This is a genomic window from Ruminococcus sp. YE282 (assembly GCA_900101355.1).
In the GTDB taxonomy this organism is placed as follows: domain Bacteria; phylum Bacillota; class Clostridia; order Oscillospirales; family Acutalibacteraceae; genus Ruminococcoides; species Ruminococcoides bromii_A.
In genome coordinates, this window is sequence record FMUV01000002.1 from 106,996 (window position 1) to 122,608 (window position 15,613).

Sequence of the window (15,613 nt, forward strand, 5' to 3'; positions counted from 1 at the left end):
TACAATTACTTTGTATCAATTCCAAGCTTTGCGGCAACTTCGGTTGAGCGAAGTTCAAGAAGTTTTGAAATTCCTTCGTCCTGCATAGTAACACCGTAGAGTACGTCGGCTTCTTCCATAGTGCCACGCCTGTGCGTAATAAGAATAAACTGCGTTTTCTCTGTCATACGGCGAAGATAGCTTGCAAATCTGTAAACATTAACGTCATCAAGGGCAGCTTCAATCTCGTCCATTACGCAGAACGGAGCAGGCCTTACTTTCATTATCGAAAAATATAAGGCGATTGCCACAAGGGCTTTTTCTCCGCCCGAAAGTGCGTCAAGGTGTACCACGATTTTGCCGGGCGGATGAACTAAGATGTCAATTCCACTTGTTAGGATATTCTCGGGGTCTGACAAAGAGAGCGAAGCCGTACCGCCGCCGAACAGTTCCTTGAATGTATACGTAAAGTTTTTATTTATCTGGTCAAAGCTTTCAACAAAAACCTCTTTCATTTGCTTTGTAAGGTTTGTTATAAGCGATGTAATCTCCTTTTTGGACTTTTCGACATCATTAACCTGTGCGCTCATAAATTGGTAACGCTCAGAAACCTCTTTATATTCCTCAATTGCCGAAACATTCACGCTTCCAAGGTTTTTAATACTCTTCTTTAACTCGTTAAGACGTCTTTGAGCCTTTGGAGCGTCTTCAATCTCAATTGCCGTTTGTTCGGCTTCACGCTTTGTAAGTTCATATTCTTCCCAAAGCTTTGAAATAATATTATCGTATTCCTTTTGAATGTTCAGCTTGCGTTCTTCAAGTCTTGCAAGCTCTCTGCCTGAAGTTTCACGCTCGTTTGTCTTATTTCTTTCGGACTCACGCATCTCAATACTGCGCTTTTCAAGCAAATCTTTTTGCTGAGTTAACGAGTTGATTCTGTCGGCAACAGATGAACGGGTATTCTCAAGTGATGTAACATCATTTTTATAAGATTCAATTCTGCCGCTTATTTCGTTAATAACAGATTCTACGCTGTGAATCTGATTAAACAGCTCTGATTTTCTTTCATCATTGTTTGTGCCTGTATTGCGGGCATAGACAATTTCAGAGTTTAGTACATCAATATCCTTTTGTGCCGTTACAATTTCAAGACGAATATTCTGAAGTAAAGATGAAAGTTCTTCTCTGCTTTTGGTAAGTTCTGCCCTGCTGCCTGTCACATCATTCACGTGTTGTTCGGCTTGGGCTATCTTTATGTTAAGTTCGGAAAGTCTCTCTCTTGCCTGTTCTCTGCTCTTTTTAAGAATTTCAATTTTCTTTTGACATTCTTCAACTTCGCTTGCCGAGCCTGTCAAAAGTTTTTTGGAATTTTCAAGTTCATTTTCACATGCACGACATTCAGCCTGAAGTCTGACAAAATCCTGCTGTTTATTTGACAAATCCGCTCTGATTCCCAAAAGTTCTGCTTCAATTGCAGAAAACTCTCTTGAAATATCTTCGCTTTGATTTTCGGCTGATTTTGCAAGTTTCAAAAGGTCCTCGGTCTGAGCCTTTAACTGTTTGATTTCGGAAGCTCGGCTCAAAAGTCCCGTGTTGCGGTTTAAGGAACCGCCTGTCAGAGAACCTCCGGCATTAACCACCTGACCGTCAAGCGTAACGACCTTGAATTTGTAAAAATACTTTTTGGCTATTGAAGTTGCACTGTTCAAATCATCGGCAACTACAATTCTGCCCAAAAGTGAACTGAGAATGTCGTTATACTTTGCATCGCAAGTGCAAAGTTGTGATGCGACACCGACAAAGCCATAACAATCTTCAAGCCCGTTTTCTCTTAATTCACGTGGTTTTATGGTATTCAGAGGCAAAAATGTTGCACGGCCGCCGTCGGTTGATTTTAAGTAACGAATAGCCTGCTTTGCATCCTCATCACTGTTTACAACGATATTCTGCATTGCGGCACCGAGAGCCGTTTCGATTGCCACGCCGTATTTTGGCGGCACCGAAATAACTCGCGAAACAGGTCCGCAAATACCGTGAAGCTTACCGTTTTTAGAAGCGTTAACAATGATTTTTACGCTCTTTGAGAAGCCTTCAAGATTGCGCTCAAGGTTTTCGAGAAACGAAATTTTTCTCTGATGTTCTCTTACATCAAGTGCAAGCTTGTCACTTTCGGCTTTAAGTTCATTGCGCTTTTTTTCTTTTGAAGAAAGTTTAAGTTCAAGTCCGTCAATTGAATTTTTGAAAGAAGTTATTTCATTTTGAGCCGTTTCTATGTCACGGTGATAATCAGAAAGCATTTGGCTCAAATCTTCTACCTGACTTTTTCTTTCCGAGTTTGAATTGTTCAAAGCGGCAATTCTTGAAGTAAGTTCATTTATGCTGCTTTCGCTTGTCATATCAATTACTCTTGCATCGGCTGACTGAGAAGTAAGCACAGAAAGTTTTGATGTAAGCTCCTGAAGCTTGTCTCCGCTTTTGCTCGAGTCAAGGTTTATAATATTTAGCTTTTCCGAAACCTCGTTGTAATGTTTTTGCTTCTCAATAACCTGTTTATCAAGAATATCAATTTGCTCCTGTTTCTCGGCAATTGATTTTTCAAGCTCGCCCGCATTGCGGTCAGCCTGAGATATTTCATTTTTTAATCGTTCAATATTTTCATTGTTATGAAGTATATCATTTTCGGCAACGGAAATTTGCGAATTTTTTTGCGCTATTTCCGATTCAATCTGATTACTTTCGGTTCTTAACTGTTCAATTTTTGAGGACAGCTCACCGTTCTTCTGATAAATTTCTTCCGTTTCCTGCTCAACATTTTCAAGTGCCTTTACCGCATCTTCATACTGCGACCTGACAATTGAAATTTTTTCGTCTTGAAGCTTAAGGTTTTCCTGTGATTTATCAAGGGTCAAAAGCCAAAGTGCAATTTCAAGTCCTCGTTTTTCTTCGGAATAGGTCAAAAATTTCTGAGCTTTTTCGGATTGTTTTTTGAGCGGCTCAACTCTGCCCTCAAGCTCGGTGACAATGTCTCTGAGTCTCAAAAGATTTTCTTCTGTGCTTTTAAGCTTTCGCTCAGCTTCGATTTTTCTGTATCTGTATCGTGAAATTCCCGCCGCTTCTTCAAAAATTTCTCTTCTGTCTTCTCCTTTAGAAGAAACAATGCTGTCAATCTTGCCCTGTCCGATTATTGAATAGCCGTCACGTCCAAGACCCGTATCCATAAACAATTCGTTTATATCTTTTAATCTTACGGCAGCCTTATTGATTAAATATTCGCTTTCACCGCTTCTGTAATAACGTCTGGTTACGGCAATTTCGTCGCCGTTAAAATCAAGAAACCTGTCGGAATTATCAATATTGAGAGTGACCTCTGCATAACCCTGTTTTTTACGTTTATCGGTTCCGTTGAATACGACATCCTCCATCTTAGAACATCTGAGACTTTTTGGAGATTGTTCGCCAAGAACCCAGCGTATTGCGTCGCTTATGTTGCTTTTGCCCGAACCGTTCGGACCTACAACAGAAGTAATACCCTGTTCAAACGATAATTTGGTTTTATCGGGAAATGTCTTGAATCCCTGAATTTCCAATGATTTTAAACGCATTCAATAACCCCTATTTTATATATAAATCATATTTTGCAAGCGTATTATCAAAATTAATTTTAATCTCATACCCAAGCTCTTTCAATTTATTTAGATTTGACTTCTTTTGTCCCAAAAATTTTGAAAGAGATTTTTCGTTAATATACACATCCGTAATTTTACCGTCAGTGTTTTTGACAGATTCAAGGAATTTATCATAAAAAATCTTGTTCTCACAAAGCTCCTTAAATGCAGGATGATATCCGCTCTCAAGGCTGTTTGAAACAAGGCTGTCGGAATAGTGAAGCCCAAGACGAATTACGGCTATATTATTTGATTCAAACAGCGTTATCAGCTTTGAACATAAGTCAACCGAAGTATCAAGAGTGTACGGTCTGTATCGGTTTTCCAGATACAAATCGGCAAGCCTTGTATTTTTCATAACAACGGTAGGATATATTCTTACGGTATCGGGCTGCAAATCAATAAATTTTTTCGCTGTAAGTAAATCCTTTTCGGGCGTTGACATATACAAGCCTGTCATCATCTGCAACCCAAGAGAAAATCCGTATTTTTTTATTTTGTTCGATGAAATTACAACATCATCGGAGCTGTGCCCGCGTTCGTTGGCTTTTAGGACGGTATCGTCCATAGACTGTGCACCAAGCTCAATTGAAGTTACATTATAGCTTTTTAAGACCGACAGAATTTCATCATCAATATAGTCAGGGCGAGTGGATATGCGTATGCCCTTAAGTTTATCGATATAAGGTTTTGTCGCATCAAGCAACGACAACATATACTCCCTGTCAATGGCGGTAAAGCTGCCTCCGAAAAATGCAATTTCAGTGTTGGCGGTATTTTGCTTTAAATCACCGATTGCCTTTTCAATTGTATTTTTCACATCATCTGCGGTAGGCTGATACTGTTGACCCGTGATATTTCTTTGGTTACAAAAACTGCACTGATGCGGACAACCGTTATGCGGAATGAATATTGAAATATTAGCGTGTTTAATAGCCCATCAGCTCCAAAGCTTCTCTTGCCGCCTGCTGCTCGGCTTCTTTTTTGCTTCTTCCGCCGCCCTTGCCGATGGAATTGCTGTTTAGGTGAACTTCAACAACAAAATGCTTATTGTGGTCAGGACCGCTTTCTTCGACAAGAACATATTCTAATTTTTCTCCGGGGTTTTTCTGAACAATTTCCTGAAGAGTAGTTTTATAATCTTTTACAATCTTCTTCTTTGAATTTTTGATTGCCGGAATAACAAAATTCAAAATGTGCTTTGACACCGGTTCAATTCCGCCGTCAATATAAATTGCGGCTATTAATGCTTCAAAAGCATCTGACAGAATTGACGGTCTCTCTGCGCCGCCGTTGTTTCTTTCGCCTTTGCTTAAAACAAGATAATTTCCAAGTTCAATTTTTTTTGCAAATTCAAACAAGGTCTTTTCACACACCAAAGAAGCTCTGAGTTTTGTAAGCTCGCCCTCGGGCAGTTCGGGACAATGTTTAAAAATGTAATCGGAAACTACTATCGAAAGCACTGCATCGCCTAAAAATTCAAGTCTTTCGTTGTATTTTATGTGTCTTGACTTGTGCTCGTTTGCATACGAGGAGTGAGTAAGCGCCTCTTTAAGCAATGCACTGTTTTTAAAGGTATATCCGATTTTGTTTTCTAATTCAGTCATATTACTTCTCCTTAACAGATTTTAAGGATGATGAAATTTCATCAATAGCCTCGGCATTTACATAGTCAATCATAAGTCTTATCGCATTCGTGATTGTTCTTGCCTTTGAATCTCCGTGAGCCTTAAAAACGGGCTTTGACGTCCCGAGAATCGGTGCGCCGCCGTACGTATTGTAATCAAAACGGGTTTTAAAATCCTTGATGTCATTCATAACAAGTGCTGCGGCAAGCTTACCTTTGGCTGAATCGGCAAAAATATGTTTAATTTGCTTCATCAGAGTCAACGCCACACCCTCATACATCTTTAAAATAAGATTACCGGTAAAGCCATCGCACACCAAAACATCGCATGCTCCCTTTGGAATATCACGTCCCTCAACGTTGCCGATAAAATTAAGCTTGCTGCCAGCCAAGATTTTATAGGTATTCTGATACAGCTCGTTTCCCTTATGCTCCTCGGTACCGACATTTGCAAGCCCCACGCGCGGATCTTGGATTTTCATAACCTTTTCCATATAAACCGAACCCATAACGGCAAACTGGTGAAGCATTTCAGGGCGACATTCAACATTTGCCCCGCCGTCTATAAGCATAAAAAAGCCGTTTTCAGATGGCATTACAGGGGCAAACGCAGGGCGCTTTATGCCTTTAATTCGCTTTATGCCAAGGGTAGCGCCAAAGCACAGTGCTCCGCTGTTGCCGGCACTTATAAATGCCTGACCTGCATCTTCGTTTAAAAGCTTTAAGCCAACCGCCATAGAGCTGTTTTTCTTGGCTTTAAGGACGGATTCGGCATCGTCATCCATCGTAATAACTTCATCACAATGGACAATACTCATATGTTCAAGAGATATTTTATTATTAGCGGCAACTTCTTTTATTGTGCGTTTGTTACCTGTAAGAATAATTTCAATATTAAACTCTTTTACCGCATCGGCGCAGCCCTTTATAATCTCAAGAGGGGCATTATCGCCGCCGAATGCGTCAACAATAATTTTCATTTTATACCTCAATATTGTTATCGGAAATAAATCTTTCCATTGTGTTAATTGCACGTTCCGAATAAGCGGCACCACGTTCACGTTTGTCACGAGGTCTGTTCTCTAACTCGGGGAGCACACCGAAGTTTGCTCCCATAGGCTGGAACTTCTTTACGCTTGAATCAGAAATATAATCCGATAATGCACCAAGCATAGTTTGCCGTGGAAAAATTAACGTTTGTTTGTCTTCAAGAACTCTGCACGCATTTATTCCGGCGATTATACCTGACGCCGCACTCTCCATATATCCCTCTACACCGGTAATTTGACCGGCAAAGAAAAGTTTTTTATTTTCCTTTGTAGAAAAATCAGCATTTAAAACCTTTGGCGAATTTAGGAATGTATTACGGTGCATAACGCCGTATCTTACAAAATCAGCTTTGTGAAGTGCGGGAATAAGCGAAAATACACGCTTTTGTTCAGGAAATTTGAGATTTGTCTGGAATCCCACAAGATTATACATTGAGCCTGATGAATTTTCCTTGCGAAGCTGCAAAACAGCCCACGGACGATGACCTGTCTTTGGATTAACGAGTCCGACCGGTTTCATAGGACCGAACCGCAAGGTGTTTTCGCCACGCTGAGCCATTACCTCAACAGGCATACAACCCTCATAAACCTTTGGATTATTAACGTCAAAATCATGTAAAGGTGCACGCTCGGCATTGACAAGAGCGTTGTAAAATCTTAGATACTCTTCTTTGTCCATAGGGCAGTTAATGTAATCATCTTCTCCGCCTCTGTCATATCGGGAAGCGCAAAAAGAAAAGTCACGGTCAATGCTTTCTGAGGTTACAATCGGTGCCGCAGCGTCAAAAAACGAGAGTGAATCGCCAAATCTTTGCTTTATCGTCTCTGCAAGAGCGTCGGAAGTCAAAGGTCCCGTTGCAATGACGGTAATTGCGTCCGACGGGATTTCGGTTACTTCGTCACTGTATATTTTTATATTCGGATTGTTTTTAATGCCATCGGTTACATAAGCAGAAAACAAGTTTCTGTCAACGGCAAGCGCACCGCCTGCGGGAACCTGACATTTGTCAGCGCACTTCATAAGAAACGAATTGAGGCGTCTCATTTCTTCCTTTAAAAGTCCTGCTGCGCTTTCAAGCCGCATTGCCTTTAAGGAATTTGAACAAACAAGTTCGCCGAACATATCTGATTTGTGTGCAGGAGATTTTTTTGCAGGCTTCATTTCGTATAAATGAACTTCTATGCCTCGTGATGCAATCTGCATTGCGGCTTCGCACCCGGCAAGACCTGCGCCTATTACATTTATATACATTATTTATCTTCCGTTGTTATCGTTTTAGTATAACCGCAGCCCTCTTTTGCACAATACAATGCAGGCTTTTTGCCTTTCTTTTTGTAAAGCACTTCGCCGCAGTTTGGACAGCGTTCGTTAGTCGGTTCATTCCAGCTGACAAAATCACATTCCGGATAATTTGAACAACCATAGAACACTCTCTTGTTCTTAGTGTGTTTAACAATTACGTCGCCGCCGCATTTAGGGCATTTCACTCCGGTTTTTTCAACATATTTCTTAATATTTTTGCACTCGGGATATCCGGGACAAGCAATGAATTTTCCGTATCTGCTTGTTTTTACAACCATTCTTCTTCCGCATTTTTCGCAGATGATGTCGGTTTCATCCTCTTTGAGTTTGAGTTTTACACCCTCCATGGCAGTCTTTGCTTCTTTTAGAGTTTTTTCAAAATCGCCGTAAAAATCTTCAAGAACTTCCTGCCACTCTTCCTTGCCGTTTTCAACCTCATCAAGGTTTTCTTCCATTTGTGCAGTAAACTTTACATTAACTATATTCGGAAATCTTTTCTTCATAAGCTGTGTAATTACTTCGCCAAGCTCGGTAGGAACAAGGCTTTTTGCCTCACGCTTTACATATTCACGGCTTGTAATTGTTGTGATTGTTGCCGCATAAGTTGAAGGTCTGCCGATTCCGTACTCCTCAAGAGTCTTAATCAGCGACGCTTCGGTATAGCGTGCGGGCGGTTGCGTGAAATGCTGATTCTTTTGAAGTTCTTTACATCTTACGGGCATATCCTTTTTAAGCTCCGGGAGCTGAGAAGATTTTTCCTCTGCCTCATCTTTGCCCTCAATATAGAGTTTGGTAAAGCCCGGAAAATCAACATAGTATCCCGAAGCTTTAAATGTATATCCGTTTGCCTGAATTTCCGCCTGTGTTGTCTTTTGAATACACTCTGTCATCTGAGAAGCGGTAAATCTGCTCCAAATAAGTTTATACAATTTGTATTGGTCTGAGGTAAGGCTGTTCTTAACCTGTTCCGGAGTAAGGCTCGGCATTGACGGTCTGATTGCTTCGTGTCCGTCCTGAGCATTATTTCTCGACTTAAAGAATCTTGGCTTAGGTGGCAAATATTCTTCACCGTATTCACTTGCAATAAACTTAGTAACCTCGGCAATTGCGTCGTTTGAAATTCTGAGAGAGTCGGTACGCATATAGGTAATAAGACCTGTTGCACCCATTCCCTCAATATCAACACCTTCATAAAGCTCCTGAGCAACCTTCATTGTTCTTCTTGACTGAAAGCCAAGCTTTCTAGAAGCCTCCTGTTGAAGAGTAGAAGTGATAAACGGCGGTGCAGGAGATTTTTTTCGTGTACCGTTTCTGACTTTTGTCACTGTATATTCGGCATCTGCCAAATCGGCTTCAATTTTTTCAGCCTGTTCCTGATTTTGAATTTTAATTTTTCCGTTTTCATCAGAATACAAAGTTGCCGAAAATGATTTTCTGCTGCCTTTCGGAATAAATTTTGCGTCGATTGACCAATATTCTTCAGGTTTGAACTTTCTTATTTCATTTTCTCTGTCAACAATTATTTTAAGCGCCACGGACTGAACACGTCCTGCGGACAAACCTCTGCGTATTTTTTGTGAGATAAACGGACTAAGTTTATATCCCACAAGGCGGTCAAGTATTCTGCGTGCCTGTTGAGCATTAACAAGGTCAATGTTAATTTTCCTTGGATTTTCCATTCCGTGGGTTACGCCCGTTTTTGTAATCTCGTTAAATTCAACTCGCTTATTATAATCATCCGGCAAACCTAAAATATAAGCCAGATGCCATGAAATTGCTTCCCCCTCTCTATCAGGGTCGGTTGCGAGATAAACGTTATCGCTTTTTTCAGCCAATTCTTTAAGTTCTTTGACTAATTTTTCTTTTCCTTTTATTATAGCATATTTAGGTGCAAATCCATTTTTTATATCAACGCTCAGGCGAGCTTTAGGCAAGTCACGGACATGTCCCATTGAAGCAACTACATCGTAATTGCTGCCGAGATATTTTTTGATTGTCTTAGCTTTTGCAGGAGACTCCACAATTACCAAATCTGACATTATTTGTCCTCCTATTATTTTATGACATATCTTCTTCCCTGCAAGGCTGTTACAAGATCTTTCATCTCAAGCTCGGTAAGCGAGCTTAACACCCTGAATACAGGAATTTGTAAATCACTTGATATTTTATCTATATGAACAGGCTCTTCTGAAATATAATCATATATTTTTTGAGCTGTTATATTCAAATTTAAATTCTTTTTGTGATGCTTTTTTAAGCTTTTAGTATTATCTGAGTTATCAACAATTTTCTTTATTGGAATATTATTGTTATTTACAAAGGTTTTGGGACGCTTTGCAAACGGACTTTTGCCCTTTACTGGAATGGCTTCAATATCCTCAAAAGAAATATTATCAAAGTCAACCTCTCCGTCAGTGGCGTAAAGGTTATCAAAGGCATTTAGTATATCCATAAAATCGGTTATCGGTATTGCCGTACCCTCTTTTATTCTGTTGTTTGAACCCTCATTCTGCGGACTGTTATTGCCAAGCAGCGCAAAGACTTCTTTTCCTTGTTCAAGCGCAAGAGAAGCTGTAATCAGCGAACCGCTCTTGACACCCGATTCTATTATCACCACACCGTCAGACAATGCGGAAATAATTCTGTTTCGTGCAGGAAAATAATAATTGCGCGGAAATTCATCGGGCGGATATTCCGAAATAACCGCTCCTCGTTTTGTTATTGCTTTTCGCATACCTGCGTTTTCTTTAAGATAGGAACAATTTATCCCACATCCGCGCACACAAACCGTTACACCGTCCGCCGCCAAAGAGCCTCGGTGAGATGCACAATCAATTCCAAGTGCACCGCCACTTACGGTTGCCACGCCGTATTTTGACAAAGCATATCCGATTTTATAGGAATTGTCAAGTCCGTACTTAGTTGCACGGCGTGTGCCAACTATTCCGATTGTAAGGCGATTATCGACATCGGGCAAATTTCCGCTGATATATATAACCGCAGGCGGAGTATCAATATTATAAAGGCATTTAGGATATTTTGGGTCATCTATACACAGTATTTCATATCCGAGTTCATCACATCTGTCGATAATTTGCTGTGATATATCAAATGAAGTTGATGAAAGTTTTGAAATATCGGCGTCGGAAAGTATGCCGCAAAACTTCCATTCCCTTTTATCCGAAAGGCAAAATTGAGAAATATCGGGATAAAGTTCACATAGGCGTTTGACCTTTGGCGTATTATATCCAAGGGTCTGAGTGAGCCATATCCAAAATTTTGCATTCTTTGAAATCATCTTATCATTTCCCAAATTATAATTGAAGCAGCCGTTGAGGCGTTGAGTGATTCTGCCTTTCCTTTCATAGGAATTGTAATCTTGTTGTTGCAAGCTATTATTGTTTCATCTTTTAATCCGTTGCCCTCATTACCGACAACAGCGACACAAGGCTCTGTAAAGCAAATGTCTGTTATGCTCTGGGCTTTGCTGTCAACAACGGCAGCATATGAATTAAGTGCGGGGTTATCGTTTAAAAACTGTGCTATGGTCGGATATATAATGAAAGGGAGTCTGAATACTGCGCCCATACTTCCCCTTACAACCTTTGGACTGTATATATCACAGCAATCGGACGACATAACAACACCCGAAATTCCGAATGCCTCTGCCGACCTTAATATTGTTCCGAGGTTGTTGGGATCCTGAACATTATCAAGCGCAAGAAATTTTCCGCCATTTTTTATTGTATCAAACTGTTTTGTTTTGTCAAGTGCTTTTATAACGCACAAAAATCCCTGTGGAGTTTGAGTATCGCTGATAATTGAAAACAGTTCAGGAGTAACGACAAATGTTTTACCTGCATATTCTGACAGCTGATTGTATTTTTCAAAATGTTTTTGGGATGCGTTTTCAGTAACAAACAAGGTTTCAATTTTTGCGCCGCTCAGCATTGCGTCAAAACAGACACGCAAGCCTTCGGCCAAAAACAAGCCTGATTGTTTTCTGTATTTTGCGCTCTTTTTTAATTTAACAGTATTTTTAATGTTTTGATTATCTTTGCTTGAAATTATAAGCATACCGTTCTCCATAAAACAGCAAATGCGTTTGGGATTACCCAAACGCAGTTACATAATTCTAATTAAGCATTTTTTGCCTGTTCAACAAGTGATGTAAAAGCAGCAGGATCTGAAATTGCAATCTCAGAAAGCATCTTTCTGTTCAAAACGATGCCTGCTTTTTTAAGACCGTTCATAAATGTTGAATAGTTTGTGCCATTTGCTTTGCAAGCGGCTGAAATACGGGAAATCCAAAGGCGACGGAAATCTCTCTTTCTCTGCTTACGTCCGATAAACGCATAGTTGCCGGACTTCATAACAGCCTGTTTAGCCATTTTGAAGTGTCTTGATTTTGCACCCCAATAGCCCTTAGCGAGCTTTAATGTCTTTTTTCTTCTTTTGCGAGTCATGATCGCACCTTTTACACGTGCCATTATATGTTACCTCCGATTTTGTTGAATTAATTAGTTAAGCCGAGATTATTTATAAGGAATAAGACGCTTAATCTGTGGGGTATTTGTCTTATCAGCAACAGCTGTCTGACGCAAACCTCTTTTACGCTTAGTAGTCTTCTTATTTAAGATATGGCTTTTGTTAGCGTGAGCACGGATAACTTTACCGTTTTTTGAAAGTTTAAAACGTTTTTTGGCACCGCTGTGTGTTTTAATTTTAGGCATTATAATATCCTCCCTTAATTGGTTACTTATTGAACTTTGGCGCAAGAAACATAAGCATATTACGACCTTCAAGCTTAGCAGGCTTCTCGATTACAGCAACTTCACTGCAAGCTTCGGCAAAACGCTTCATTGTTTCAAGACCGATTTCCGGATGTCCCATTTCACGTCCGCGAAAACGAATTGAAACCTTTACTTTGTCGCCGTGTTTGATAAACTTTAACGCATTATTAAGCTTTGTGTTAAAATCGTGAGTATCAATGTTAAGCGACAATCGCACTTCTTTTATATCGACGATATGCTGATTTTTTCTTGCCTCTTTTTCTCTCTTTGCCTGTTCAAAGCGATATTTTCCGTAATCCATGATTTTGCACACGGGCGGAGTGCTTTGCGGAGCAATTTTGACCAAGTCAAGGTTTTTCTGCTCTGCAAGGTTGAGAGCGTCCTTAGCGGACATAATTCCAAGCTGTTGACCGTCAGAACCGATTACTCTAAGTTCTTTGTCGCGAATTTCTTCGTTGATTTGAATATCTTTCTTGCCGATGGGTAAGCACCTCCAAAGTAGCTTAAAATAATAAATGCGGACAGAAATACTTCCGTCCGCATAACAATACACAAAAATTTACGTATTGACCCGTGCAGACGACACCCCACAGGTGAAAGCATTTCTGCTTTGCTTTATTTTGCGTTATATATTATATTACTTAATTATCTTTTTGTCAAGCAAAATTTAATAATTGCCGAAATTTAAATTTTAAACCGATTGTGTTTCAGAAACAAATCTAAAATCACTTTAAATTATCACAAATCAATTTTACAACACGTTCGGTTGATTTTCCGTCACGATAATCAAAGAACATATCCGCAAAAGGTTTAATGCGTTCTGTGCAAAAATCATTTGTGCTTATCGCTGAAATAAGCTGTTCAAGTGAATACACGATTTTACCCGGTGCATAGAGCTTGAAATCAAAGTAGAAATCACGCTCATTAATGTATTTTTCAAGGTCAAATACATAGAAAACCATTGGTATATCAAGCAAAGAAGCTTCAAATACCAAGGAAGAATAATCGGTGATTATAACATCAGTTACAAACAGCAAATCATTAAGTTCGCTGTCCTCCGACAAATCTATAATTCTGTCCTTATATTTCTTTGGAATTGGCTGCACATCGTTGACAAAAGGATGGTGCTTAACAATAAACACATAATCTTCGGGCAGTTTTTGGCAAACCGTTTCAAGGTCAAACATTTCGGTAGGATAGAAAGCTGTCTCCTTTACCATACCTCTGAAAGTCGGTGCAAACAAGACAATTTTTTTGCCCTTAAAGTTTGGATGTTCCTTATAGAATTTCTCCTGAGCCTGCTTTTTGTAAGCATCGTCAAAGAATACATCTGTTCTTGGAATACCGGTAGCAACTACATTGTCTGTTGCTATACCAAAGCCCTCTGAATGACATTTTTTGCAATAGGTTGAACTTACGGTAACGTAGTCATAGCTGCGGTGATTACGTGTAGTCTGCGGCGAGCCCTTGGGCTTTGACAATCTTGTAAATCCAAATGTTTTAAATGCGCCGCAGGCGTGCCAAAGCTGAATCAACTTAGTCTGAGGTCTTAAATCTATATAATGTATTTGCGGAGTAAACTCATCAAGCACAACGACCTTACTTGTTGCACAGGCCTTTGTAAAGGAACGAATTTCTTTGAATGACATATCTGCAATAGTGTGGTCATTCAAAATGAAATTTATATCCAGTCCGTCTACATTTTTTAGTTTATCATAAACAAATGCAAAATTACCGGAAATATCATCACGTCTTAATGATATAAAGGTGATTCTGTTGTTATGAACCTTATTAAAAAGCTTATAAAAACCGTAGCAGCGTTTAAATATATATCTTTTGGCTGTCCAAAGTGCTACCTTTAAGGTTGCAACCTTTGAAAATTTCCAAAACACATATGCCAAATAACGTTTTAACGGGCTCTCGTCACAAAATCGCGCAGGCATCTGAATTATATCAGTAATTCTTAGCAAGCCGTCTATCATAAACAGAGGGAGCATTATGATTGCAAAAACATATTCAAAAAACTTAAGCCAGAAATTAACAAATTGAACCGCAAATCTTAATGCAGGTGAGCGAAGAATTTTCGTTTTATCCGGCAAAAATTTAAAATGATTTCCCTCAAACTTGTAGCCGTAACACTTATCGTCCGTTTCAAAAAGTTCGGGCATAATATCTATACTAATTTTTTCTTGGTAATAATCCGCAAAATTAAAATTAATATACATATCAAACGGCAGATAATCTTTTCGGGTTTTCCAAAAGAGCAAATTGAGCTGATATGTGTATTTTCCCGAGAAGAAACACTTGCCGTCAATATAGGTAACATTTGAAAGGACAAACGGAATACGTCTGTCCTCTTTTTCGTTAATAAAATGTAAAATAACCTTTGGTTTAGATAAAAAATGGGAATTGATTGATTCATCAATAATAGTGCCTGTTATGGTTAACGTCATCCTATTTTTTTGAATAACCATTTCTCTTATCTTAATATCGTATTGCACAAATACACCCCAAACAATTAATTAATCAGACTTGTCATTTTATTTACGGCATCTTCAAGCTCTATACCCCTTTGATAAATAGAAGAAGAACCGGCTACAAACAAGTCTGCGCCGCATTCACGCATCTTGCAGCATAAATCCCAGCTGACATGACCGTCAACTTCAAGAATAATATTAAGCGAGCTTTCATCAATCATTTTTCTGACTTCCGCTATTTTTTCAAAACTGCCCTTGACAATCGGCTGACCCGCAAAGCCGGGATAAACCGTCATAACCACAATACCGTCAATTTCATTAAGATACTCTTTAAGAACTTCAGGCTTGGTATCCGGACTTATCGCTATAAACGGATTAGCTCCGCACACACGGATTTCTCGAATCACTTCATGCAAATTAGGGCACGCTTCATAATGAACCGAAACTATATCGTCTTTGCCGATATTCATCTTATCAAAATATTGTGCGGGTTCAAACGCCATAATGTGAATATCTCTTTTAATGTTTTTTATAACATTTTTAACAGCCCTGATAATTGTTGAATCAAGCGTAACATTCGGAACAAATTTTCCGTCCATAAAATCAAGATGAATATAATCAACGCCGAGATTATCAAGCTTTGTAATTTCTGACTGAAGGTTTAGCATATCGGCGCACATAAGCGACGGAGAAAGCATACCTCTCAAAAATCAACACCTC

At 39.4% G+C, this 15,613-nt stretch carries 13 protein-coding genes; all 13 read right to left on the reverse strand.

All coding sequences use genetic code 11. The features are described 5' to 3' along the window. Positions 1-5: 5 nt before the first annotated feature. The 13 genes from smc to BLP46_RS01810 all read right to left on the reverse strand — a co-directional run bounded on the left by smc (position 6) and on the right by BLP46_RS01810 (position 15,591). A complete protein-coding gene (gene smc / locus BLP46_RS01750; protein WP_092974661.1) occupies positions 6-3,581 on the reverse strand; it encodes a chromosome segregation protein SMC in 3,576 nt (1,191 codons plus the stop codon). A gap of 10 nt (positions 3,582-3,591) precedes the next feature. Then, positions 3,592-4,578, reverse strand: coding sequence for an elongator complex protein 3 (locus BLP46_RS01755; RefSeq protein ID WP_092974664.1), 987 nt, complete (start codon positions 4,576-4,578; stop codon positions 3,592-3,594). Next, a complete protein-coding gene (gene rnc, locus BLP46_RS01760) occupies positions 4,574-5,251 on the reverse strand; it encodes a ribonuclease III (RefSeq protein ID WP_092974668.1) in 678 nt (225 codons plus the stop codon). Before rnc ends, BLP46_RS01755 begins: the two co-directional genes overlap by 5 nt. A gap of 1 nt (position 5,252) precedes the next feature. Next, on the reverse strand, positions 5,253-6,251 hold the full coding sequence (gene plsX, locus BLP46_RS01765; RefSeq protein WP_092974671.1) for a phosphate acyltransferase PlsX: 999 nt from the start codon (positions 6,249-6,251) through the stop codon (positions 5,253-5,255). 1 nt (position 6,252) lies between these two features. Next, positions 6,253-7,572, reverse strand: a complete 1,320-nt coding sequence (trmFO, locus tag BLP46_RS01770) for a methylenetetrahydrofolate--tRNA-(uracil(54)-C(5))-methyltransferase (FADH(2)-oxidizing) TrmFO (protein WP_092974674.1) — start codon at positions 7,570-7,572, stop codon at positions 6,253-6,255. Further along, positions 7,572-9,662 carry a type I DNA topoisomerase gene (gene topA / locus BLP46_RS01775; RefSeq protein WP_092974677.1) on the reverse strand — a complete coding sequence of 697 codons (2,091 nt, stop codon included), beginning with the start codon at positions 9,660-9,662 and terminating at the stop codon, positions 7,572-7,574. Before topA ends, trmFO begins: the two co-directional genes overlap by 1 nt. A 14-nt stretch (positions 9,663-9,676) precedes the next feature. Continuing rightward, positions 9,677-10,921: a DNA-processing protein DprA gene (gene dprA / locus BLP46_RS01780; RefSeq protein ID WP_092974680.1), complete on the reverse strand. Its 1,245-nt coding sequence runs from the start codon at positions 10,919-10,921 to the stop codon at positions 9,677-9,679. Further along, positions 10,918-11,700 (reverse strand): TrmH family RNA methyltransferase, encoded by a 783-nt coding sequence (locus BLP46_RS01785; protein ID WP_092974683.1) that lies wholly within the window; start codon positions 11,698-11,700, stop codon positions 10,918-10,920. The genes dprA and BLP46_RS01785 overlap by 4 nt, the downstream gene beginning before the upstream one ends. A 62-nt stretch (positions 11,701-11,762) precedes the next feature. Next, positions 11,763-12,113, reverse strand: coding sequence for a 50S ribosomal protein L20 (gene rplT, locus BLP46_RS01790; RefSeq protein WP_092974686.1), 351 nt, complete (start codon positions 12,111-12,113; stop codon positions 11,763-11,765). A 45-nt stretch (positions 12,114-12,158) separates the two neighbouring features. Beyond that, entirely contained in the window at positions 12,159-12,356 is a 198-nt protein-coding gene (gene rpmI, locus BLP46_RS01795; protein WP_092974689.1) for a 50S ribosomal protein L35, read from the reverse strand. A gap of 22 nt (positions 12,357-12,378) precedes the next feature. After that, complete coding sequence (gene infC / locus BLP46_RS01800) at positions 12,379-12,933, reverse strand: translation initiation factor IF-3 (protein ID WP_092974802.1); 555 nt, start codon at positions 12,931-12,933, stop codon at positions 12,379-12,381. Between the two features lie 208 nt (positions 12,934-13,141). Further along, the gene (locus BLP46_RS01805; protein WP_092974692.1) at positions 13,142-14,917 is read right to left on the reverse strand and encodes a CDP-glycerol glycerophosphotransferase family protein; all 1,776 of its coding nucleotides are present in this window, start codon (positions 14,915-14,917) and stop codon (positions 13,142-13,144) included. A 17-nt stretch (positions 14,918-14,934) separates the two neighbouring features. Beyond that, positions 14,935-15,591 carry a ribulose-phosphate 3-epimerase gene (locus tag BLP46_RS01810; RefSeq protein ID WP_318259405.1) on the reverse strand — a complete coding sequence of 219 codons (657 nt, stop codon included), beginning with the start codon at positions 15,589-15,591 and terminating at the stop codon, positions 14,935-14,937. Between the last annotated feature and the right edge of the window lie 22 nt (positions 15,592-15,613).